Annotated in this window: 22 protein-coding genes; 11 read left to right on the plus strand and 11 right to left on the minus strand. The window is 37.8% G+C overall.

Features of this window, described 5'->3' with window-relative positions; genetic code table 11:
- The first annotated feature begins 32 nt into the window (after window positions 1-32).
- The 3 genes from MSWAN_RS12545 (at window position 33) to MSWAN_RS10005 (ending at window position 2,663) form a co-directional block, all read left to right on the plus strand.
- Complete coding sequence (locus MSWAN_RS12545; RefSeq protein WP_013826529.1) at window positions 33-1,094, plus strand: phosphatidylglycerophosphatase A; 1,062 nt, start codon at window positions 33-35, stop codon at window positions 1,092-1,094.
- A gap of 49 nt (window positions 1,095-1,143) precedes the next feature.
- Window positions 1,144-1,944, plus strand: coding sequence for an adenosylcobinamide-GDP ribazoletransferase (gene cobS, locus MSWAN_RS10000; RefSeq protein ID WP_013826530.1), 801 nt, complete (start codon window positions 1,144-1,146; stop codon window positions 1,942-1,944).
- Window positions 1,945-2,111: 167 nt separating this feature from the next.
- A complete protein-coding gene (locus MSWAN_RS10005) occupies window positions 2,112-2,663 on the plus strand; it encodes a tRNA (cytidine(56)-2'-O)-methyltransferase (RefSeq protein ID WP_013826531.1) in 552 nt (183 codons plus the stop codon).
- A gap of 236 nt (window positions 2,664-2,899) precedes the next feature.
- On the opposite strand, the gene MSWAN_RS10010 is transcribed toward MSWAN_RS10005, so the two are convergent.
- Window positions 2,900-3,943, minus strand: coding sequence for a PQQ-dependent sugar dehydrogenase (locus tag MSWAN_RS10010; protein ID WP_048188088.1), 1,044 nt, complete (start codon window positions 3,941-3,943; stop codon window positions 2,900-2,902).
- Window positions 3,944-4,225: 282 nt separating this feature from the next.
- On the opposite strand from MSWAN_RS10010, the gene upp reads away from it, so the two are divergent.
- Entirely contained in the window at window positions 4,226-4,861 is a 636-nt protein-coding gene (gene upp, locus MSWAN_RS10015; protein ID WP_013826533.1) for a uracil phosphoribosyltransferase, read from the plus strand.
- A 170-nt stretch (window positions 4,862-5,031) separates the two neighbouring features.
- Here upp and MSWAN_RS10020 read toward each other — a convergent pair whose 3' ends face one another.
- The 4 genes from MSWAN_RS10020 to rplJ form a co-directional block, all read right to left on the minus strand.
- Window positions 5,032-5,526, minus strand: coding sequence for a fumarate hydratase C-terminal domain-containing protein (locus MSWAN_RS10020; RefSeq protein WP_048188452.1), 495 nt, complete (start codon window positions 5,524-5,526; stop codon window positions 5,032-5,034).
- Between the two features lie 95 nt (window positions 5,527-5,621).
- The gene (gene mfnA / locus MSWAN_RS10025) at window positions 5,622-6,788 is read right to left on the minus strand and encodes a tyrosine decarboxylase MfnA (protein ID WP_013826535.1); all 1,167 of its coding nucleotides are present in this window, start codon (window positions 6,786-6,788) and stop codon (window positions 5,622-5,624) included.
- A gap of 134 nt (window positions 6,789-6,922) precedes the next feature.
- Window positions 6,923-9,226 carry a phosphoenolpyruvate synthase gene (gene ppsA / locus MSWAN_RS10030; RefSeq protein WP_013826536.1) on the minus strand — a complete coding sequence of 768 codons (2,304 nt, stop codon included), beginning with the start codon at window positions 9,224-9,226 and terminating at the stop codon, window positions 6,923-6,925.
- Window positions 9,227-9,243: 17 nt separating this feature from the next.
- A complete protein-coding gene (gene rplJ, locus MSWAN_RS10035) occupies window positions 9,244-9,726 on the minus strand; it encodes a 50S ribosomal protein L16 (protein WP_013826537.1) in 483 nt (160 codons plus the stop codon).
- Window positions 9,727-10,046: 320 nt separating this feature from the next.
- Here rplJ and MSWAN_RS10040 point away from each other — a divergent pair, with 320 nt between their 5' ends.
- The 3 genes from MSWAN_RS10040 (at window position 10,047) to MSWAN_RS12850 (ending at window position 11,387) form a co-directional block, all read left to right on the plus strand.
- Complete coding sequence (locus MSWAN_RS10040) at window positions 10,047-10,820, plus strand: ATP-binding protein (protein WP_013826538.1); 774 nt, start codon at window positions 10,047-10,049, stop codon at window positions 10,818-10,820.
- A gap of 54 nt (window positions 10,821-10,874) precedes the next feature.
- Window positions 10,875-11,117, plus strand: a complete 243-nt coding sequence (locus MSWAN_RS10045) for a KEOPS complex subunit Pcc1 (RefSeq protein ID WP_013826539.1) — start codon at window positions 10,875-10,877, stop codon at window positions 11,115-11,117.
- Between the two features lie 126 nt (window positions 11,118-11,243).
- Window positions 11,244-11,387: a hypothetical protein gene (locus tag MSWAN_RS12850; RefSeq protein ID WP_154645734.1), complete on the plus strand. Its 144-nt coding sequence runs from the start codon at window positions 11,244-11,246 to the stop codon at window positions 11,385-11,387.
- 60 nt (window positions 11,388-11,447) lie between these two features.
- Here the strand turns inward: MSWAN_RS12850 and MSWAN_RS10050 are convergent, their stop codons facing one another.
- A complete protein-coding gene (locus MSWAN_RS10050) occupies window positions 11,448-12,299 on the minus strand; it encodes a peptidylprolyl isomerase (protein WP_013826541.1) in 852 nt (283 codons plus the stop codon).
- Entirely contained in the window at window positions 12,290-13,390 is a 1,101-nt protein-coding gene (locus MSWAN_RS10055) for a nucleotidyltransferase family protein (RefSeq protein ID WP_013826542.1), read from the minus strand. Before MSWAN_RS10055 ends, MSWAN_RS10050 begins: the two co-directional genes overlap by 10 nt.
- A 306-nt stretch (window positions 13,391-13,696) precedes the next feature.
- On the opposite strand from MSWAN_RS10055, the gene MSWAN_RS10060 reads away from it, so the two are divergent.
- Entirely contained in the window at window positions 13,697-15,058 is a 1,362-nt protein-coding gene (locus tag MSWAN_RS10060; RefSeq protein WP_013826543.1) for a dihydroorotase, read from the plus strand.
- Between the two features lie 157 nt (window positions 15,059-15,215).
- Entirely contained in the window at window positions 15,216-15,395 is a 180-nt protein-coding gene (locus tag MSWAN_RS10065) for a CooT family nickel-binding protein (RefSeq protein WP_013826544.1), read from the plus strand.
- A gap of 461 nt (window positions 15,396-15,856) precedes the next feature.
- Here the strand turns inward: MSWAN_RS10065 and MSWAN_RS10070 are convergent, their stop codons facing one another.
- From MSWAN_RS10070 to MSWAN_RS10085, 4 genes are read right to left on the minus strand one after another with little or no spacing between them, the layout of a single operon-like run.
- On the minus strand, window positions 15,857-17,089 hold the full coding sequence (locus MSWAN_RS10070) for a 4Fe-4S binding protein (RefSeq protein ID WP_013826545.1): 1,233 nt from the start codon (window positions 17,087-17,089) through the stop codon (window positions 15,857-15,859).
- A gap of 21 nt (window positions 17,090-17,110) precedes the next feature.
- Window positions 17,111-18,523, minus strand: coding sequence for a F420-non-reducing hydrogenase subunit MvhA (gene mvhA, locus MSWAN_RS10075; protein WP_013826546.1), 1,413 nt, complete (start codon window positions 18,521-18,523; stop codon window positions 17,111-17,113).
- The gene (locus MSWAN_RS10080; protein ID WP_013826547.1) at window positions 18,524-19,453 is read right to left on the minus strand and encodes an NADH-quinone oxidoreductase subunit B family protein; all 930 of its coding nucleotides are present in this window, start codon (window positions 19,451-19,453) and stop codon (window positions 18,524-18,526) included.
- 14 nt (window positions 19,454-19,467) lie between these two features.
- Window positions 19,468-19,896 (minus strand): hydrogenase iron-sulfur subunit, encoded by a 429-nt coding sequence (locus MSWAN_RS10085; protein ID WP_048188090.1) that lies wholly within the window; start codon window positions 19,894-19,896, stop codon window positions 19,468-19,470.
- 494 nt (window positions 19,897-20,390) lie between these two features.
- Here MSWAN_RS10085 and sufC point away from each other — a divergent pair, with 494 nt between their 5' ends.
- Together sufC and MSWAN_RS10095 are read left to right on the plus strand one after the other, a co-directional pair.
- The gene (gene sufC / locus MSWAN_RS10090; protein WP_048188453.1) at window positions 20,391-21,155 is read left to right on the plus strand and encodes a Fe-S cluster assembly ATPase SufC; all 765 of its coding nucleotides are present in this window, start codon (window positions 20,391-20,393) and stop codon (window positions 21,153-21,155) included.
- On the plus strand, window positions 21,137-22,357 hold the full coding sequence (locus MSWAN_RS10095) for a SufB/SufD family protein (RefSeq protein WP_013826550.1): 1,221 nt from the start codon (window positions 21,137-21,139) through the stop codon (window positions 22,355-22,357). Before sufC ends, MSWAN_RS10095 begins: the two co-directional genes overlap by 19 nt.
- Window positions 22,358-22,512: the final 155 nt, after the last annotated feature.

Raw genomic sequence — 22,512 nt, forward strand, 5'->3', positions numbered from 1 at the left:
TGATCATAGTATTATAATGTGTTGGTGGTAAAATGAAAAGTAAAATTTGTACAGATGATATAACTATCATTAAAGATCACGAAACACTCATAATCCAAAGAGAAGACGGATTCAGGATAATAGGCAACCCTAAAGTTGGCAGTGGCCTTAAAAATATTAAATCAATAGTTAATCACTGCACCAATTACGATGATAAATTTATATTTCAGGATGCAAAAAAACAACAGGAACAGCTTCTGAAGATTATAAAAGATAAAAAAGTACCACAACCTGCAGCAGCCCTGGTAAATCAGACAGATATAACTAAAATGGTAACAGTCACAATTGAGGATGTAACAACAATTGTAACCATGGAATACACAAAAAGCGTGAGCAAAGGAATGTGCACAAATATAACTGTGCTGATTGATAAAAAACTAAGTGACGAAACACTTTTAAAATTATTCAAAGCCACATCTGATGCAAAATCAGCTGCTCTATGGGATTTAGGTGTTATGAACCATTTTTCATTCGATCCGTTGAATGGTACAGTTAACGATTCAATTTTAGTGGCCTGCACAGGACTCACATATGACTGCAACTCCCAATACGAAACCAAAGTCTATGAAAATGTTTCAAAATGTGTTAGAGAGGCCGTAGGTGAATCTTTAAAAAAATGTGGCTTTCCAAAGGATGTAATTGGATTCATGGAAGATGTTGGGGTCACAGTTGAAGATTTGGTTGATGCAGGGATGGAACTTGTTGTTGGGGTCGAAAAGACTGAAAAAATTGAAATAAAATTCCGTAAACAGATACTGAAATCGTTAGAAGACCTGAATGTGGTATCATTTGTAATAGCAGGTATACGGCTTGAAGAAGATTATGAAAAGCACAGGGTGAAAGGTGTGGACGTGGATGATGATCCCGCTTATTTTTACTCAGATGAGGTCTTTGGAATAGCTGTGGCCAACCAGATAGCTGGTACAAAAGCCACATTTAACTTCAAAAGGTATGATGAAGCGAAACCAGGTGTTTTAAGCGTGCTCGGACCCATGCTTGATGACGTGTTTGCAGGAATTATTGCAGGATGCATGTCCAAGATATTTGAGGAATGATTTATGGATATTAAACATGAGATTTATGGATATTAAATGTAGGATGACGATGAAAATGCCAGAAAACAAAGAACATGATGACAACAATCAGTGCACACTTGTAAAGTTCAGGGGAATTCCAGGTCTTGTATCCTTCTCAACGATCTTACCCATTCATATTCATACAAGCATTGAGGAAATGGCAAAGTTCACATGGTTCTGGCCTATAATTGGAGGGTTCATTGGAATAATTGTAGGTACTCTTGGTTTTCTACTTCTTGATGTGGTACATGTATCTCAATTCGTTGCAGCAGCTTTGATCTACAGTTTTGCAATATGGTTCAATGGTTTCCATCACCTCGACGGTCTTATAGATTTTGGGGACGGTATGATGGTTCATGGAACCCCTGAAAAAAAGATAGCAGTTATGAGGGATACCAATATTGGGGTTGGAGGAATTTCATACTTCTTGATGGTTGCATTGATAACCTTTACAACCATAGGTTCGGCCCCAACAGCAATGATATTTTACATCCTCTTTATATCTGAAATAGCCGCTAAAATGGGAATTGTGACATGTGCAACATTTTCAAACCCATTCCCCAATGGCACTGGTAGATTTTTTATAGAATCCATGAACATAAAGTTACTTGTAGCTTCACTGATTGTAACATCTGCAATTGGATTTTTAACCTTCAACATGATAGGAGTCCTTGGAATAATTGGAGGATTAATTGGAGGCACTTTTATTGCAGTATTGGCACGAAAAAACTTTAAATGGGCAACAGGAGATGTTTTAGGAACTTCAAATGAGGTTGCAAGAATGCTGGCCCTGCTTATAATGACTGTAGTTTTATCGAGTTTAGGTTAATTAAACTGGTAAACTGAGTAAATAAAATCTAAATAAACTTTTTATTGATAAAAAATTGATTAATGATTGGATCAAATGAATAATTTACTTTAATTTAATTTTAAACGAATTATTGAGCATAATAACTGCTTAAACATTGATTAAATATGATTATATAGGTTGAAAACATGAAAGTTAACGTTTTAAGACTTGATCACAGAAGAGGTAGAGACGCAAGGATAACAACACACGTATGTCTCACAGCAAGAGCTTTCGGAGCATCAAAAGTAATTATAAGCGGAGGTGAAGATAAAAATATTATGGAAAGCGTGAGGGACGTTGCAAAAAGATGGGGAGGAAGTTTTGAAGTTGAATATCGTAAAGATTGGGAAAACCTTATTGAAGAATGGAAAACTGCTGGCGGTGAAATAGTGCACTTAACCATGTACGGAGAACCTGTGCAAAAAATTACAAAAAAAATAAAGGAGTCTCCAAAGGACAAACTCATAGTAGTTGGAGGTGCAAAGGTTCCAACCGAAGTTTATGAAGAAGCAGAGTGGAATGTGTCCGTGACAACACAACCCCATTCAGAAGTTGCAGCCCTCGCGATCTTTCTTCACACGTTATTTGAGGGAAAAGAGTATGATCTGGACTTTGAAGGAGGTAAACTTGAAGTATTACCAACAGCCCATGGTAAAAGAATTTTAACAAAAGATAAAAAGAATGAAATCCATGAATAAATTCGTTTAATTTGTTCTATCTTAAGTTTGAACCAAATTTTTAAACTTTTTTTTAAACTTTTTTAGTTTCCCCCTTTGGGTTCCATTTTAAGTCCAATAATTGATTTCAATCTCCTAATTTTTATGGTTCATTTTCAGTAATTTCATTCAGTAATTTCAAGTCAACTATTCATTCAGTCATCCGTCAAAAATATTTAAATTATATCTCTTTTTTTTACGAATTCAATCCACTTTATTTAATCGACTTTAATCCGTATGATCTTGTCATCAGCAATTTTAGGTATTCCTCTACCGTCCCTGTTACTTGTGCAAATATATAAGTAACCATTATGTTCCACAACATCCCTAATTCTTCCAAGGTCTGTGAAAAGTGCTTGTTCTCCCACAACAGTTTTTCCATCCTCTGAAAGACTTACCTTTCTAAGCTGGTTGCCTCGAAGCCCTGCAACATAGAGGTTATTTTTATAAAATGCTATGCCAGACGGTGCAAGGGTGAACTCTGTGTAACATCGAATGGGACTTACATATCCCTGGAAGGTGCCATTTCCCTCGTGAATTGGCCATCCATAATTTGAACCCATTGTTATAATGTTTATTTCATCATTACGCACGTTACCATGTTCTGATTCATATAAAGTACCGTTTTGAGTGTTCCATGCAATTCCCTGTGGATCTCTGTGGCTGTAACTGTACACATAGTTGTTAAAGGGGTTATCTGCAGGTACAGATCCGTCCTTGTTGAGCCGGAGTATTTTACCTGCAAGGGAATTTTTATCCTGGGCAGACGTTCCATTGGATGCATCACCGGTTGTTACGTAGAGTTCTCCATCAGGCCCGAATTTTATCCTGCCACCGTTATGAATCTGGGCAGAGGGAATATTATCAATCAGCACTGTTTCATTTTCGAGTTTATCCTTTAACACGAATCTGGAAACCCTATTTCCGCTGTCAGATGTGTAGTACAAATAGACGTACCTGTTTTCTGCAAACTGAGGGTCAACAGCAATTCCCAGAAGTCCAGATTCTCCGTTTTGGATAACATTAATATCCCCAACAGTTTTCACACCATTCTTATCGAGCGTGCTGACCTTTCCACCCCTTTGCGTAAATATTATGGCGTCGTTGGGTAAAAAATCCATTGCCCATGGCGTGTCAAGGTTTTGAGCCAATACCTCTGTTTCATTTTCACTTTGATTCATGGGTTTTGGGGAAAATAGCATAAAGGATAGTAAAACTAGCAAAAAAAGAACAATAGTTATCAATATGATTTTTCTATTCATTACTAACACCATTTCAATTAAAATGGAATCGTATTAAATGAAACCATACATTTATTTCAATTATTTTTCTCTAGTTCATGGTAATTCAATTTATCGAGGGGCTATGAATGATTTGTTCTAGTGAGATTTTAGCATGTTTCTAATAAAATAGATGAATAATTGGATGATTAATCACAAAGAAGGTAAATAAATAAACGATTACGAGCTTAAATTAGTAATATATAAGGAGTATCATATCTTCTTAGAGCCAGTTTGAAGTAGAATAGTAGGAGCGTGTAATGGATGATAAAAAAGGTGGACCACCTACTTGTCCAGGAAAAACTCACCAAAATAAGGGAAAAGGGGATCAACAGCGTCCACTTCAGGGCAGGAATGATTGAAATTGGAAGGTTGATAAGTTACAAGTTTGCAAATACTCTTGAAGCCGAAACCATACAAGTTGAAACTCCCCTTGGAACTTCCGAGGGTATAAAAATAAAAGATAAAGAGGACATTGTGGTTGTAAACGTTTTAAGAGCCGCAATTCCTTTGGTTGAAGGTGTTATGAGGGTTTTCAGCGAAGCAAAATGTGGAGTGGTAGGTGCATGGCGCAGTGATGACCCCCCATTCAACGTGACTGTTGGCTACATCCGAATATCCGAAGTTCAGGATAAAATAGTTGTTGTGGCGGATCCAATGCTTGCAACCGGGAACACCATGAATGCAATCCTTGATGAAATAAAAAAACATGGAACTCCCAAAAGACTTGTCATATTCAATGTAATAGCCTCAAAGGACGGAATAAAAAAAGTACTGAAGAACCATCCCGAAGTTGAGATATACACATGCTCTGTTGAGAAAAAACTTAACAAAGAGGGATATATCGTTCCAGGCCTTGGAGATGCTGGAGATATTGCCTTTGGGAAGCCTTGCAATTGAATAGTTTGTAATTATAAGAAAACGTCAGAACTGAACATCACCATTGAAATAAGAACAGAATAAATAATTGAAATAATAACTGACAAGAATCAAATGATGAAAATCAAGGTAGACATCAAAATCCATGGTAAATAGCCAAATAGAATATCAATAGAACAAATCAGTCAAAATCAGTAAATTGATTCACCATGGGCCACTGCAACAATACATGGAATTCCACGAACCTCAAGTTTGTAAATGGCTTCCATACCCTCCTCAGGGAATGCTGCAACTTCACGGGATATTAACCTACTTGTTAAAAGTGCTGCGGCTGGTGGCGTCACAACGAAGATTGATTTATATTTATTTAACGCTTCAACAGTTTTCTCTCCAAGTGCACCTTTGCCTATGTGCATTTTAACTCCTGATTTTGCAAGAAATGGTATGTTTTCTTCTATTTCTTCCTTATTGCTGGTTGTTGGGGATATACCCGCACGGCTCACTGCAGTATGCATTATGGCCGAACCCGGAAGATCAGGAAGTTTTTCACCATTTAAGATTGATTTTACAAGTTTTGGCAGTGCAGCGTCACGACCCGTAAATATTGTGCCATATAATTCAATTTTATCCCCTATTTTGAGATCCTGTATGATATCATCGGTTATTGGGGTTTTTATCTGTTTTATATTGCCTTTCATTTTCAATACCAATTTTATACTTGTACGGGATTAATTCAAAGTTAATCAACGCTTTATATCCTTAAGATCCATGATTTATATCCTTAAGATCCATGATTTATATCCTTAAGATCCATTAAAAACGTTTTTATATGCTCTTCTTTTAGATGGGGCATTACTATGATCCTTATGGCCCTTGGGTAAGAGGCTATTGAAACTGCCCATCCCTTCTCCTTCAACAGATCTGCAATTTCATCGGGTGACATATTACCTGATTGAAATGCCACGATGTTAAGCTGGGGCTCTGTAACAAGTTTGAAGCCAGATTCCCTGATTCCTTGAGCTAAAGTACCTGTAAGTTCCATGCACTTTCCTGCAACTTTTCTGTAACCTTCTCTTCCCATATACTTCATCAAAGCCCATGTTGCAGCTGTTGAAGCCCCAGTACGTGTTCCCACAATTGTAGACTGCCTATCCTCAGTTAGATATGGAGTTTCTACACTCATAGCCTTTAAATACCTTTTTTCCCTGAATAGAATTCCTCCCGTTGGTATTGGAGCCAAGCCCATTTTATGTGGATCTATGGTTATAGAACAAACACCTGGAAGGTTGAAATCAAATTTAGGAAAATTGTAACCCATTTCATTTAAAAATGGAATTGAAAATCCTGCAAATGCAGCGTCAACATGAAGATAAATGTTTTTTTTGTAACATATTTTTGAAAGTTCTTCAATTGGATCTACTTTACCAAGCTCGGTAGTTCCTGCAACTCCCACAACTGCAACGGTTTTATCCGTTAATAACTCCTTAACTGAGTCCATGTCCATACAGTAATTCTCATCAAGATCTGCTTCGCGGAGCTTGAGACAAAGCATATCTGCCGCCTTTTTGAAGGAGAAGTGGGCTGATTTTGGGACTATTATTTCTGGGTCCCTTATTCCCTTCAGGATCCTGGCAGAATTTCTTGCGGCTCTCATTGCCATTATGTTGGCCTCAGTTCCACCGGTTATTATATGCCCACACACATCCCTTTTTCCAAGCAGCTCACCCAGCATGGTTATTACATCATCTTCCATGGCCTTCGTTCCCTTGAAAAGACCCGGATCTCCTAGATTGGATTCCAGAAACATGGTGTAAGCTTCAACTCCCACAGGATGAGGGCAGGTGCACATTGAACCCAGTATTCTACCTGATCTGTAATTCATGTCCTGCTTTTTGAACTCTTTGAGGTCATCAAACACTTCTTTTTTCGATATTCCCTTGTCTTCCATTTCTATCCCTGAAAAAAATAATGATCGTTTAAGATATCCGGAAAAATAAAAATTTCGTTAAAATAGAAAAAAATAAGGATTTAAGTCTTTATATAACTTATCTCCTTAATTAACTCATTATATATTCTATATTCTTATTCCTGTATGAGTTTCCTTGCAGCTTTAAGAAGTAATTTCTTCTCAACACGAGCCACAGTTTCTCTTACAGCTGGAATTGCATCGGTGTTTGCTGATACGCTGGTGATTCCAAGTTCAACCAATTTTTCAACAACATCTGGCATGCTTCCTGCCTGTCCGCAGATACTGGTTTTGACTCCGGCCTCGTTACATTTTATAATAACACGTTTTATGAGCTTCATCACTGCAGGATGTCTTTCGTTGTAGAGTTCTGCAACGTTCTCGTTGTTCCTGTCGATTGCAAGTGTGTACTGTGTAAGGTCGTTGGTTCCGAAGCTTACGAAATCCAATCCCTCAGCTATGAAGTCCTCTATTGTAAGGGCTGCTGCTGGTGTTTCAACCATCATCCCGAACTCAATGTTTTTTTGTGGTTTTAAACCTACAGATTCTGCTATTTTTTTAGCTTTACGGAGCTCATCTGGGTGCTGTAGAAGTGGTAACATGATTCCGATATTTGTGTATCCCTGTTCATGGAGTTTTTTTATGGCTTTGAACTCTGCTATGAGAATTTCAGGTTCGTCAAGTTCTCTGCGGATTCCTCTCCATCCAAGCATTGGGTTGTGTTCGTATGGTTCGTCTTCTCCGCCTTCAAGTGATTGGAACTCATCTGTTGGGGCGTCTAGTGTCCTGTACCAGACTGTTTTTGGGTAAAATGTATCAGCAACTTTTAGTATGTTTTCTACAAGTGCTTTTACAAGTTCGTCCTCTCTTCCTTCTCTTATGAACTTTTTAGGATGCACACCCATTGCAAGCATCATATGTTCCGTTCTTAAAAGTCCCACACCATCTGCACCGGTTTCTGCAGCTTTTTTAGCAGCCTCTGGCATGCTTACGTTGACTTTAACATCTGTAACAGTTAATATTGACTGCTGCTGGATGACAGTGGTTTGTCCTGCAGATCCTTTGGTTGCCTCTTCACTTTCGTCCTTGATTTTGCCTTCAAATACAAACCCTTTACGACCGTCCAAAGTTACAACTGAATTTTCTTTAAGGATCTTGGTTGCATCTCCTGTTCCAACAACTGAAGGTATTCCAAGTTCCCTTGAAACTATGGCAGCGTGACAGGTTACACCACCTTCATCTGTTATTACTCCACTGGCCCTTTTCATTGCAGGAACCATGTCTGGTGTTGTCATAACAGTGACCATTATGTCACCTAACTCAATTTTATCGAGTTCATCAGGGTTTTTAACTATTTTAACTGCTCCAGATGCCATTCCAGGGCTTGCTCCAAGTCCTTTGGTTACTATAATTCTTTCACCTTCAGATTCTTTTGATTCAGATTCTCTTGCTGTTTTACCAAGGGTTGTTACTGGCCTTGATTGTAGCAGGAATATTTTACCTTTCTCTATAGCCCATTCTGTATCCTGTGGGAACTGGTAATGATCCTGGATCCTCTTTCCAAGTTCTGTGAGGTTTGCTATTTCATAAGGACTTAAAACTCTCTTGTTTTTCATATCATCTGGAACATCGGTTTGAAGTGTCCTGCCGGCTCCTGTATCCCTCTTGAACATGATATTTTTAGTGCTGATCTGGTAATCTAAAATTTCACCTGTTTTTTTATCAACCCAGCACGTGTCAGGAGTAACGGATCCTGAAACAACTGCTTCTCCAAGCCCCCATGCCGCTTCGATTAAAATTTTATCTTCACCTGTTGAAGGATGTACAGTGAACATTACACCCGCTTTTTCGGCGTCAACCATTTCCTGAACAACCACAGCTATGTAAACCTTGGAGTGATCGAAGTTATTCTCTTCCCTATAAAAGATAGCACGGGATTCAAAAAGAGATGCCCAACATTGTTGAACGTAACTTACAACATCATCCACACCCCTAACATTAAGGTATGTGTCCTGTTGCCCTGCAAATGAAGCTTCCGGAAGATCTTCAGCAGTCGCAGAGGATCTAACCGCAACATAAACATTTTCTTTACCAATTCTGACGCATAAAGCATTGTAAGCTTCTATTATAATTGTCTTTATCTCGTCAGGCATTTCAGTATTTACCATTATCTTCTTGATACTGCGTGAAGCTTCCTGAAGCTGCTTGTTATTGTTAACGTCCAAAGCATCAAGAATGTCCATTATTTCATCGAAGATTCCTGTTTCTTTCATGAATTTATCATAGGTTCTGGATGTTACAACAAAACCCGGGGGTACAGGTATTCCTGCATGGGTTAACTCTCCAAGATTTGCTCCTTTTCCACCGGCAACTGCAACATCTTCCTTTCTCAGCTCTTCAAAAAACTCGACATACTTCATGCTAACACTCTTTTTGTTTATCTTACTAATTCTTCGCCTTCATCAATTACAATTCTGCATGGTACTGGAAATTTCATTGCAGCCCTTTTTAATGCTTCTTTTGCATCTTTGAAGTTTTTCTTGTTTGCTTTAATTGTTAAAACCTTTTGATCTGCATCAACGATGGCAACGGAACTTACTGCTTTTCCAAATGCTCCCCTCATACCGCTCTGAACCCTATCAGCTCCGGCTCCTGTGGCCATTGGATTTTCCCTGACAATGTGGTGCGGATAAACCCTTATCTTAAGGTGGTAACCCAGCCTACCAGCTTTTCTCTGCATATATCTGTTTGAAGCTATCCTTGCTGCCTCCAGTGCATTGTGAGATAACTGTGCCCTTTCTTTTACAGCCAAACTAAGTTTTAGAGGGAATTCTCCTGAGAGGTTTCCCATATCATATTGAACTATCCTTGAAGCAGGAATCTTCCTTATATAATCTTTTCTAGTGTATGCTCTAACCATAAGTTAATCCTCCTATATCAGAAATTTAAGTCTATAACGTTAATAAACATTACCCTAAATAATCTTCAAAATATTTTTCAAATCTAGTTTTATAAAATTAAAAGTACTCCTAATAAATTACTTAAACTTTCTCAAATTTATAATTCTCTAAATTATATAATAGTTCTCATGATTCTAAATATTTTTCAAAATTTTACTCTATAACTTATAAACCTTACCTTAATAAACTATATTCCCATTACTCTATATAAAAAACTATCATACTAAAAATTATACTATCATACTAAATCTATTAAAAATCTATCATATTTGGTGAAATCATGAAAATTGCTGTAACTGGAAAAGGAGGAGTTGGAAAAACAAGCCTTGCAGGCACATTGGCATGTATCTTATCACAGAATTATAAGGTATTTGCCATCGATGCAGATCCAGACATGAACCTGGCATCAAGCCTTGGAATACACGACAAAATAACTCCAATATCTCATATGAAAGATTTAATAAGGAATAGAACCGGCGCAGAACCAGGAACATCCTTTGGAGAAGTTTTCAAGATAAATCCAAAGATCTCAGACCTTCCAGATTCTCTATCCATAAATTACGATTCTGAAGGCCGTTTAAAGCTCCTGGTCATGGGGACAGTGGAAAAAGGAGGAGAAGGATGTATTTGTCCAGCTTCAGTATTATTAAAGGCACTTATGCGTAATTTAATCCTTAAAAAGGATGAAATAATTATAATGGATATGGAAGCAGGTATAGAACATCTCGGCAGAAAGACAGCAGAAGCTGTTGACATTATGATAATCATTGTAGAACCCGGCCTCAAATCCCTTGAAACTGCAGAGCGTATAAAAAAACTTGCAAGAGACATTGGAATCAGGAAGATATCCTGCATTATAAATAAGGCTTCAAATCACGAACAGGAAGAGTTCCTGATTAAAAAGCTGAAAGAAATTGATCTTGAGGTCATTGGGAAAATTCCTCGTGATGATTGTGTTATAATGGCAGATATGGAAGGTAAAGCACTTGTTGATTATCCAGATTCAACTGCTCTAAAATCCATCAAGAAAATTGCAGAAAATATTTTAAACTAGGATCTTGAACTAAAACGTGTCCTCAAACGGATAAAAAATGGAGATCAAAGCGATATGAAGATCAACGCAAGAATAACATTTAAATATAAAACATCAGATAATGCAAAAACTGCATTTAAATCATTGAAACCAGATAATATAGGATTTATAGATTCTTACAAAGATAATAATTGTTTTATTTGTAATTTAAATGGTGATTCTGTTGGAACAGTTCTTGCAACAGCAGACGACCTTCTTTTTTGCGAGATGATGGTTGAGAGGATCACCGAATTTGTAGAAGAGCAATTTGAAAATTGAGTTAAAAAGATTGAATGTTAAAAATATTATTAGTAATAGTCCTTGAAAAGAATTTAAATTATTAATTTTACCCTAGAAATAAATTTAACCAAAGGAAACTCAAAAATGTTAAATCTGAAGGATTATATGGTTGGATTTGCATTTTTAATCATGTTAACACTTTTTATAGCACAGCGATTAAAAGTACGTTCGGCCAGAAAAAAAGAAATTGAAAATAAGAAAGAAAAGAAGAAACGAAACAGAAAAAATAAGAAAAAAGGAAAAAACTAAGCAGAAAAATGGTTTTAATTCCACTTACAACTTTTCCCAAATTTCATCATAATAATGAGTTTATTCCTCTTTTTTCTCTTCAACGTTTTCAGGCAAAACTTCTTCAGGTGCTTCTTCAGAGGTTTTTTCTTCAACTTTCTCTGTTAAAACTTCTTCAGCTACTTCTTCTGTTGAAGTTTCTTCAGCAGTTTCTGGTTCTGTCTCAGGAACTTTTTTCTCAAAGGCATCCACAAATTCTACTTTCTCAACGTTTTCCATGTTCTCCCAGATATCCCTTGCTATTCTAAATCTTGCAAAGGTTACGTCTGCGTATGGTTTTTTGTCAAATTTAGCCATTTCATCCATGGCGATTTTAACTATTCCGTCTTCTATTTTGATATCGTGTTTATCTGAGTCTAGGTTTTGTGTTGGGTAGTGAAGTTCTATCAGACTTTTGATTTTCTCGATGTCATCGTCAATGATTTCCGCTACTTTGATGGTGTACTCAAGGTTTTTTCCTGCAAGTTCATGGTTGAAGTCAACCCTGACTCTTCCACCGCTTACACTTCTTATTTTACCTGAAACTCCTTCTGAAGTGATAACCATTCCGACTTGAGGTTTTAAACCTTGTTTACGGAATTCTCCCATTGGTATGAGTTGTACAAGTTTTGGGTCTCTTAATCCAAATCCTTCTTCTGGAGAGAGTTCGACTGTTTTATCTACTCCTTCTTCCATGTCAATAATTGCTTCGTCAAGCCCTTTGAGGAGGTGTCCTGCACCTACGACTATTGGTATTGCACCGTAAGTTTTATTCTCAGTTGAAATTCCAGCTTCTTCTGCCACCTTTTCATCGGTTGTGTCAAAGACGTCACCTGTCTCTTGAACCTTTCCTGTGTACTCTAATTTTATAAATTCTCCATTTTTCACTGGCATATCTCTAGCCTCCTGTGTGGTATTCTTTTTTGAAATTCTTTTAGAACTTCTTTATTCTTATAGTTTAATATACGTATTACAGATGGGTATCTGTCTATATATCTATGTACGACATCCTTAAAAACACCAGCCTCCAGTGAAGATAGAACCCTCTGGCGGTGATGTCTACTAAAACCCTGTAAAATAGATTTTTCAACACCATAAACAGTTTTAAATGGTCTGTTATTCACAAGAGCTCTAGCTGTCCTGTCATCAATCAGTGCAAGGGATCTGAGATGTTCTGTAGAACTTTCATTCACACGTTTTAATATGTTCTCCACATCCCTCACATCATGTAACGGTGCCCTTCCATTATCCATCTCTCTTTTTAAAATCTCAATGGTTTCATGGGGCAGCATATCTTCAGCAAGCAACATATCACCTGAAAGAACAGTTTCTCTGATTTTAGTGCCGCTTACACCTTCAACACGTTTTATAAAGATGAATTTATCCTTAAAATCAAAACCTATTTTTTTAAGAGATTTTGAAAGTGATACAATGACATAGTTATCCTCATCAAGTTTGCCTTCAAGTAATATTTCTTTAGTCCCCATGTCCACAATTTTATATGGTTTTGGGGCAACACCAGCCCCTTCATTTATCCTCCGGAGTATCACATCAAAACCATCGAAGGGTTTGTAACCCCTGGGTATGTAGTCTGCATCTAGGGCCTTGAACATCCTAGCAAGACATAAGGAATACTGGCCCGAACCCATAATACCCATTGGTGGCCCTTCAACCACAATATCAGCCCCAATAGCAACTGCGGATTCTGCTCGAGCCTGCCGGGTCATGATATAAGGAGTACCTCTTCCATTTCGCTCAAAGAGTCCTGGAACAACGGCCGTGAATATTCCATCTGGAACCAGCTTTTTTGCCTCTATCATACAGTGTCTGTGGCCCTTGTGAAGTGGTGAATACTCTGTAAAATCTGCCATTATTTTAACATCACTTTCAGGTTCCCCATATTCTGGTTCGATTTCTAAATCTTTTTTAAAGATTTTTTTATCCTTTGAAATGATGTTTTTAACGAATTCTTCCCTTTTAAGCATGTGATCATCTTTTGTGGTTTCAGTTTTATTAATTAATCCTTATTTTTTAGTTATTTTAGTCATTAAACCGGATTTTAGATCCTTCAATTAAAAATCATTTTAGAATTTAATTTTTTAGGAGTTTAGTAATGTTTTAACACATCTTCTTCCAAATATATTATTGCAAATTAGTTAACTCTATAAATTACAAGTTAATTCAATTACAAAAATTCATAAATTTGTTTAGAATAGATTTCAATTAAAAGATATACTTCATTATAAATTAAATTAATTACATAATTTAATTACAATTTTAAAGGTGTGCAAATGTCTGATCTAACTCTTATAAACTGCAAAATTCCATGGATAGATGGAAACTATTCTGTTAAAGTTGAAGATGGAAAGATAAAGTCCATAACAAAGCTAGCACCGAAATGTGATAAAACCATTGATTTGAAGGGTAAAATTCTTCTTCCAGGAGTTATAGACACCCATGTACATATGAGAGACCCCGGTTTAACCTACAAGGAAGATTGGAAAACTGGAAGTCATGCTGCCGCTGCTGGAGGTTTTACAACTGTTTTGGACATGCCAAACACAGACCCTAAAACCACCACAGCCGGAAGGTTCCATGAGAAACTGAAAATTGCAGATTCAAAGAGTGTTGTGGATTTTGGGTTGCATGCTGGGGTTGAAAATCTTGATGAAATCCCTAAAATAGCAAAGCTATATCCTGCTTCCTTTAAGATATTTGCAGACCTCGTTAACAACAGTTTTTTAATGGATGCATTTAATGAATTATCCAAACTTTCCAAAGTTGAAGATACCACTTCATCATCACAAAATGAAGCTCAAAATATCTTTAAGCCATTAATATCCCTTCACTGTGAAGATAAAGATATTATCCGGCACTGCACTGATAAACTAAAGTCTGAAGGAGTTTCGGATTCAAAGGTTTATTCCCGGGCCAGACCTGCCATTGCAGAGGAGGTTTCAGTTTCAAACGCAGTTACACTGGCTGAACACTTCAATATTCCGGTTCACATATGTCATATCAGCACCAGGAATTCCCTTGAAATCCTGAGAAGGGCAAAACTTGCAGGATGCATGGTCACATGTGAGGCAACACCTCACCATTTACTTCTTAATTCATCCTCCTTTGAAGCATTCGGCACCCTTGCAAAAACCAACCCCCCACTACGAAATGGAAGGGAAAACCTAAAAATATCTGATCTGCACAATGTAGATATCATAGGGACCGACCACGCCCCACACGAACTTCTGGAAAAGGGAAGGGATGTTTGGAATGCCCCACCAGGAATCCCAGGACTTGAAACCGCACTACCATTGCTCTTAACCGAGATAAATAGGGGTAACATCAATTTTAAAAACCTGAAACTTTTGTTGTGTGAAAATCCCGCCAAAATATTCCACATCCCAAATAAAGGCTTTATAAAGGAAGGTATGGATGCTGATTTTGTGGTTGTTGACATGAAAAAAGAAGGAATTATAAAAGCTGAGAATTTCCATTCAAAGGCCAAATATTCTCCATTTGAAGGCATTAAAGTTAGAGGAATGCCTGTCATGACCATTATCAGGGGAAATGTGGTTATGGACGATGGTGAGGTGTTTGAAAATAGTGGAAAGTTTGTCTACGATTCTACGATTGAATCCTCAACCCAAGGTTAATAGATCTTCAGAACAAATTAAAACCCCAAAGTTAATTAGAATGAAGCTAAAATTAAGCTAAATTAAATTTGATTTTAAGGAAATTTACTAGGTTTAAGGAACTCAACTAAAATTTAACCCAATGAATTCCCAATAAAAAAAAATGGAGTGATAAGATATGTGTGAATCAACAGTTTACAGTACAGACGGCACCAAGATCATGGAGGACGTCCTACATATAAAGATTGAAGGTGGAACTATACATCTTTCGGATATTTTAAACCAGGAAAAAGATTTAAAAGGTAAAATAGTTGAGATAGACCTGGATAAACATGGAATCTTTGTAGAGCTGAATTAGACTATTTTTTTAAACATTCTCTTTTAACATCTTCTTAAACACATAAAATTAACTACGGTTAACTAAGGATTATTATTCTTTTTACTTTATTTCCAGAGTCCAATTATTAATTCAAAAAAATATTTATTGAAGAAAATTATCAATAATTCTCAAAGAACCCTTTGATATAATCTTATTTGATCTAATTTTTTGAAAAAAAATAAAGATAATAAAAGTTGTATTTTACCTATTGCAACGAAAAAATATTTAAAAAACTTCTTGTTTAATCTTAGTGGACATATTAAAGAGTTATTAATGAAAAAGAGTTCGTGCCGTTGAAAATAAAATTTTTTACTTCAAATTTGTTTGTTCATTAAATAAAAATAACTGTTAAAAAACTTTTTTTGAAAAAAATCCACTAAAAAAATAAAAAATTTGGTGGAAATACCACCTAAAAATCATTGATTTTACTTATTGTTGATTTACTTGATTGAAAGCGCATCTTTTGTACATGCAGGTATGCACTGGTCACAGAGTATACAGAACCCTTTGAGGGGTACTTTTTCATCTGTGAGTTTCAGCATATTGTATGGACATACTTCCACACAGTCTCCGCACTGTGTACATTTATCAGGGCTGTACTCTATCCTTTTACGTTTGACAGTTTCACCATCAACTAATTTATCCATCTCAGCAATAGATAAAGCTCCGCTTGGACAGACCGTTGTACATGCACCGCATCTTGTACACATGGAAAATGATGGTTCTGCACCTGTTTTTTCTTCAGATGGGACTTCCATTCCTGTGTTTGTAGTTACCCTGATTGCATCGTTAGGACATGTTAATGCACAAGATCCTAAGAAGTCACATTTCTCCGTATCCAGGACAAGTCCTTCTGATGTTGCAGGTTTTGCAGGTCCAAGTTCAACGTCAAGGTTAATTGCATCCACTGGACAGAGTTGTTCGCAGAGTCCACATGCTGTGCAGACTTCTGGAAGTTCTACTGAAAGTACGGATGGTTTTGCTTCTATGAAGTTTCCAGGACATGCTTCCACACATACGTTACAACCTATACATGTGTCGTCGTTCACTTCAAAGTTGAGCATTTCCTTGGTACGTTTTTCTGGTTTTTTACCTGATATGTAAACTGCATTCCATGGGCAGGTTTGTGAACAGATTCCACAATATATACATTTGTCTTCGTCGATTTCAATTGAACCTCCGAGTTCTGGAAGAGTTATTGCATCAACAGGACATTCATCTACACACATTCCGCATCCAACGCAGTCTGATATGAAGATAGGTCCTGTGATTTCCTTTTCCAATTTTTTAGGTTCTTTAACACCAGGGATTCCTATGACCTCAACTGGGCATATGTCAACACATTTTTTACACATGACACAGTATCCTTCAAGTGGAATCTTATCCTCCCCAGTTAGTTTCAATATTTGCGGTGGACAAATTTCTATACAGTCACCACACTCATTGCACAAATTTGGGTTGAATACTACACGGGTTTGGGTTTCACCGCTCTCATCAATTACAAGTTCGTCAGTTTTCAATGCACCGGTTGGGCATATATCCACACACTTCGGCTCACCGCCACAGACATCACAGTATACCACATCTTCTGGTGACACTGCTATTGCTGCTGTTGGACAGGTGCCCTCGCATGCGCCGCATCTGATGCAGTCTTCCTTATTGACTACTATCATTTTTTTCTCACCTTTGAGCGGTTAAATTTTGTTTATGAGGTGTCCCTCACTGTCGTATACTTCTAGAGTTGCGAGTTTCATCTGTGTGTCGATTGTGTGTGTTGCGCAGGATAGACATGGGTCGTATGCTCTTATAACCATCTCCATTAAGTTGAAGATCTTGTCGTCTACTTCTACACCTGGTTTTATGTAGTCTTTTGCAACTTTTTGGATACCCATTTCCATAGCAGGGTTGTTCTGGATTGTTGCAACAACTATGTTTGCTTTGGTTATTAATCCATTCTCATCGGTCTGGTAATGGTGGGTTAATGTTCCCCTTGCTGCTTCTACTATTCCTACACCTTCACCGGCCTGTCTCTCAATAGAATCTGGGAATTTAGGTCCTGAAAGGTCCTCTTCTAATCTGTCAGCAGCACATTCTGCAGCTGCTACAAGCTCTATGAGCCTTGCCCAATGGAAGAGTAATGGCTGCTGTGCGTAGCCGAACATGTCTTTGAATTCTTTGAAGTAGTCCTGGGCTTTTGGTGTTGGCATTTTGTCTACGACGTTTAGCCTTGATAGTGGAGCTACTCTGTATATTCCGTCAGGGTATCCTAAGTCTTTGATATATGGGAATTTTAACCATGAGTATGGTTTAACGTGCTCTGCCATGTAATCGAGGTATTTTTCGCTACCGAATTCAGCGTAGAGGTTACCCTCTTTGTCTTTCATTCTCACGTCACCGTTGTAAACATCCCATACTCCTTTGTTAACTAAACCGCAGTGGTATGTGTCAACTAGTCCTAAGGAGTTTACAAGGTCTATGTTTTCCTCAAATATTGGTTTTGCAGTTGCAAGTGTTGCTTCTGCTAATTCAACGTTCCTCTGTGCTTTTTTGAGGAGGTCAGCCTGGGTTTCTTCATCAAGTTCTGTGGATATTCCACCAGGTGTGGATGAAGTTGGGTGAATAGGTCTTCCACCAACTGCCTTGACTATGTCCAAAGCATTTCTTCTGAGTTCTATAGCGCCAAGAGCAAGTTCAGGTGCGTCTTTTATGATCTGGAAGACGTTCCTTGTTTTTCGGTCTTTACCTGCTATAAAGTCAGGTGCTGCCAGGAAGTAGAAATGGAGTGCATGTGAGTGCATGAAAGAACCCCAGTTCATTAACTCCCTCATCTTGTAAGCATCAGGTAAAATTTCATCATCTTTGAATCCGTAACACTGATCTGCTGCTTTTGCAGCGGCGAGGTGGTGCTGCACGTCACAGATACCACATATCCTTGGTACTATCCTTGGTGCTTCTTCTACTGGTCTTCCCTGTAGGAATTTCTCAAATCCACGGAATTCCATAACGTGAAGTCTGGTTTCTTCAACATTTCCAGCATCGTCCAGATGTACGGTGATTTTTGCGTGACCTTCAATTCTGGTCACAGGTTCCATTGTTAGTTTAACCATTTATTCTTCCTCCTTTTGCATTTTCATTGGGATTAATGCAGCGGGGAGTGTGAATGTGTAGAATGTACCTACAATATCATCTAACTCATTTGCAACTTCTTCTGGGTCTACTGTTTTGTCAGATTCAACACCAAAATCAGATGCTATAGCACTTATCATTTTAGCTCCCTGATCCATGACTTTACCAGTTGGACCGTAGCATCCTCTGCATGGAATACCTATTGAAGGACATTCTGCTCCGCATAGTGAGATGGTTGCAGGTCCCATACATACGAGTCCCTGTGGTACAAGACAAAGTTCTTCTTCTGGCCTTCCCAGTTCGAACTGCCTAACAATTTTGTCCATAGCCATTCCTTCTGGTGGTTTTTCTCTTGGGCATACTTCACAAAGGTTTGTTGTTGGTATTGATATTTCTTCTCCTTTTAAAAGAGCTAGAACTATCTCTGCAACTTTATCTGACCTTGGTGGGCATCCTGGTAATGATAGATCCACGTCTATTGCTTCTGCAAGTGGCCTTACCCTGCTTTCAAGGTGTGGTATATCTTCTGAAGGGATTACTCCTTCTTCGTTGTATGTACTTGGTGAATTGATATATGCTTCTTCTATAAGCTCATCTGTTGTAGAAAGGTTTCCAAGTCCTGGAATTCCTCCGTAAACAGCACATGTACCGTATGATATAACAAATTTTGCTTTTTTCCTTAACATTTCAGCAAGTTCACGGTTTTCGTTGTTACGAATTCCACCTTCTACTATGAGAACATCCAGGTCGTCTGGTACTTCATCGTATTTTACGTCCATGAGTACTGGCATGAACTCAAACTCTGCCAATTCTAAAACGTCCAGAAGTGACTCATGTAAGTCAGCGATTGATAAGTGACAGCCGGAACATCCTCCCAGCCACATTGTTGCTATTTTAGCTTTTTCTGCCATATTTTCGCCTCTACTTATGCTTCAGCCGTTAACTGTTTTTTGAGTGGGGATTTTCCAAGCCCCTGTATACGGCTTACCATCATTTTAATGGTATTTGCGAATTTTTCTCCTTCTGATGCAGATATCCAGTCATGGTGGATTCTCTCCCTTCCAATTCCCATTTCATCTGCAAGTTTGTAGATTAATCTCATTCTTCTATCTAATTTGTAGTTTCCTGCGTCGTAGTGGCAATCACCGTGGTGACATCCTGCTACAATAACCCCGTCAGCTCCCTCGTGGAATGCCTTAAAAATAAACTGCGGTTCGATACGTCCCGAGCACATTACCCTAATTACTCGAACGTTCGGAGGATATTGCATCCTTGCGGTACCAGCGGTGTCAGCTCCACCATAGGAGCACCAGTTACAACAAAACATAACGATCTTCACATCATCCTCAGCCATAGAGTTTCCTCCTTGATTTGTAGATGTACTATCAATTGTACTATCTGATGTACCATCAATGTACATTATATGGATATAAAAATAGTTATTATAAAGGTTACTTATAAAACAAATTCGAAAGACTTATATAACAGAATAGGAATTTCTGATTTTTTAATACTAATCCGAATGTAAGATATATAAACCCACATAGATCACACCAGAATGATTTTTAACCATTTATATATGTTTTAAAGTTCTAAAATACTCTTTAAATTGACGTATATCTTTAATTCTCTGATCGAAACTTATAGTAAGTTCTTTTATTTTCATATAAATAAACTTAACCTTAACTTAACCAACAGATCTTTTAACCTTTCAGCTAAATTTCAACTAAAATAAACTTAACAATTGTTAAATTATGAGTATTATTATATAAAATAAATTACAAAGACTGGGATTAACTAAAGATTAGAAAAAAATAAAATTATTCACTTAAAATGGCGGTGGTCAAACTGCTACTTGAAATAACAGATTTAGCAGTAGAAGTTAATAAAAAGGAAATTTTAAGCGATATAGATCTATATATTGACAAAGGAGAAACCCATGTGCTTCTTGGACCCAATGGAAGTGGAAAAAGTACGCTTTTCATGAGCATACTGGGATTTCCCAAGTACAACATTACAAGGGGAGAAATATTGTTCAAAGGAGAAGATATAACCAAACTTTCAACCACACAGCGTGTTGAAATGGGTGTAGGGGTAAGTTTCCAGAATCCCCCAGCTATCAGGGGTGTTAGACTGAAAGACCTTCTGAAAATCGAAGACCATAAAGGTTTAGAATCCCAAGACGAAGAACTAAGCCCAGAACTCATGGATCTCACGAGAAAACTGAAATTTGACGAGAGTTTTTTAGAAAGAGACGTAAATCTGGGATTCTCCGGTGGAGAAGTGAAACGTTCGGAGATTCTGCAGCTTTTAGCACAAAAGCCCGACTTCATAATGTTTGACGAACCAGATTCAGGTGTGGACATTGAAAACGTGGAGCTTTTAGCAGAGGAAATTAATACTTTGCTTGATAAAGACAAAAAACCGGGTCTACGTGAAAGATCAGGACTTTTGATAACCCATCTAGGTTACATCCTGAACTTTGTGGGTGCAAACACTGCCCACGTTCTTATGGACGGCAAAATTGCATGTTCCGGAGACCCAACTGAAATTCTCGAAGATATAAGGAAAGAAGGATTTAGAGGGTGTGTTGAATGTTGCGAGATACATTAAAACGTGCAGAAAAAGCCAAAAAGAAACCTGCAGCTCTCGGTGAAGACGTAGACATTGAAGAATTTGAACAGGAAGAAGAGGGAGAACACGAAAAAATAGAATCCCTCCAGGAGCTTCCAAACAAATACCAAGAAACCCTGCTTAAGGTGGGAGTAGACCCAACAGAACAGGGAAGAGCCGGCTCTTTCATGCAGATAGACCAATCTGGAGTCTGTTCAAACTGCAGCTCAGAATCAATAGAACTCATGAACATAAAGGACGCAGCTGAAAAATACAGCTGGCTTTCAGACTATATGTGGAAGGCAGTTGCGGTAGATGCAGATAAATACACAGCAGAAACAGAATTAAGAAGTTCCAACGGCTACTTCATAAGGGCGCTGCCCGGCTCCAGGGAAGTTTTCCCAATACAGGCGTGCATGTTTATTGGAGACAAGGACGTTGCACAAACTGCACACAACATAATCATAGCAGAGGAAAATGCAGAACTCCATATTATAACAGGATGTTCCACAGGATCTGATGTCAGCTCTGCAATGCACGTTGGTGTTTCAGAGTTCTACCTTAAAAAGGGTGCAAAGATCACCTTCACAATGGTGCACAACTGGGCTGAGCAGGTGGAAGTTAGACCCCGAACTGGAATTATAATGGGTGATGATTCAACCTACATCAGCAACTACATATTAACGAGTCCAGTTCGGACCATACAGACATATCCAACAGCTTACTGTCAAGGTGAAAATTCAAGGGCTGTTTTCCAGTCCATACTCGGTGGTCAGAAGAACTCCATACTTGACCAGGGTTCAAGGGCGTATCTAACTGGTAGAAATTCAAGTTCAGAAATGGTAACACGTGCAGTTTCCAAGGACAAATCCCAAATTTACACCAGAGGACACCTTGCAGGCAAATCACAGGAAGTTAAAGGACACCTCGAGTGCATGGGCCTGGTACTGTCGGACGATTCAATGATATACTCAGTTCCCGAACTTGAAGGAAGTGCTACTAACTTAGAACTGTCCCATGAAGCTGCCGTGGGTAAAATAGCTGAAGAAGAAGTTTTATACCTTATGTCACGTGGTTTAACTGAAGATGAAGCGGCATCCATGATCGTAAGGGGATTTCTGAGCATGGATATTACAGGACTGCCACCTGAACTTGCAGCTGAAACTAAGAGAATGCTTGATATGAGTGTTAAGGGAATGTAAATCCTTTAAATTTCTTTTTTTTGCATTAAACTTTATTAAAACTAATTTTTATTAACTACTAACTTTCGTTACCCTCATTTTTTTGTTATCTTCATGATTTTTAAAAGAAAAACATGTTTAAGAATGAAATTTAGATAACTGTAAAAATATTTATT

Origin of the sequence: Methanobacterium paludis (assembly GCF_000214725.1) — an archaeon.
GTDB classification, from domain to species: Archaea; Methanobacteriota; Methanobacteria; order Methanobacteriales; family Methanobacteriaceae; genus Methanobacterium_C; species Methanobacterium_C paludis.

Coding starts and splice junctions, on each gene's coding strand:
- MSWAN_RS10095 (WP_013826550.1), top strand. CDS start 21,137: ATGTTGCGAGATACATTAAAACGTGCAGAAAAAGCCAAAAAGAAACCT.
- MSWAN_RS12850 (WP_154645734.1), top strand. CDS start 11,244: ATGGTTGGATTTGCATTTTTAATCATGTTAACACTTTTTATAGCACAG.
- MSWAN_RS10070 (WP_013826545.1), bottom strand. CDS start 17,089: ATGATAGTAGTCAATAAGGAAGACTGCATCAGATGCGGCGCATGCGAG.
- MSWAN_RS12545 (WP_013826529.1), top strand. CDS start 33: ATGAAAAGTAAAATTTGTACAGATGATATAACTATCATTAAAGATCAC.
- upp (WP_013826533.1), top strand. CDS start 4,226: ATGATAAAAAAGGTGGACCACCTACTTGTCCAGGAAAAACTCACCAAA.
- mvhA (WP_013826546.1), bottom strand. CDS start 18,523: ATGGTTAAACTAACAATGGAACCTGTGACCAGAATTGAAGGTCACGCA.
- MSWAN_RS10050 (WP_013826541.1), bottom strand. CDS start 12,299: ATGCCAGTGAAAAATGGAGAATTTATAAAATTAGAGTACACAGGAAAG.
- MSWAN_RS10065 (WP_013826544.1), top strand. CDS start 15,216: ATGTGTGAATCAACAGTTTACAGTACAGACGGCACCAAGATCATGGAG.
- MSWAN_RS10055 (WP_013826542.1), bottom strand. CDS start 13,390: ATGCTTAAAAGGGAAGAATTCGTTAAAAACATCATTTCAAAGGATAAA.
- MSWAN_RS10085 (WP_048188090.1), bottom strand. CDS start 19,896: ATGGCTGAGGATGATGTGAAGATCGTTATGTTTTGTTGTAACTGGTGC.
- mfnA (WP_013826535.1), bottom strand. CDS start 6,788: ATGGAAGACAAGGGAATATCGAAAAAAGAAGTGTTTGATGACCTCAAA.
- rplJ (WP_013826537.1), bottom strand. CDS start 9,726: ATGGTTAGAGCATACACTAGAAAAGATTATATAAGGAAGATTCCTGCT.
- MSWAN_RS10045 (WP_013826539.1), top strand. CDS start 10,875: ATGAAGATCAACGCAAGAATAACATTTAAATATAAAACATCAGATAAT.
- MSWAN_RS10010 (WP_048188088.1), bottom strand. CDS start 3,943: ATGAATAGAAAAATCATATTGATAACTATTGTTCTTTTTTTGCTAGTT.
- MSWAN_RS10005 (WP_013826531.1), top strand. CDS start 2,112: ATGAAAGTTAACGTTTTAAGACTTGATCACAGAAGAGGTAGAGACGCA.
- cobS (WP_013826530.1), top strand. CDS start 1,144: ATGAAAATGCCAGAAAACAAAGAACATGATGACAACAATCAGTGCACA.
- MSWAN_RS10080 (WP_013826547.1), bottom strand. CDS start 19,453: ATGGCAGAAAAAGCTAAAATAGCAACAATGTGGCTGGGAGGATGTTCC.
- MSWAN_RS10060 (WP_013826543.1), top strand. CDS start 13,697: ATGTCTGATCTAACTCTTATAAACTGCAAAATTCCATGGATAGATGGA.
- MSWAN_RS10040 (WP_013826538.1), top strand. CDS start 10,047: ATGAAAATTGCTGTAACTGGAAAAGGAGGAGTTGGAAAAACAAGCCTT.
- ppsA (WP_013826536.1), bottom strand. CDS start 9,226: ATGAAGTATGTCGAGTTTTTTGAAGAGCTGAGAAAGGAAGATGTTGCA.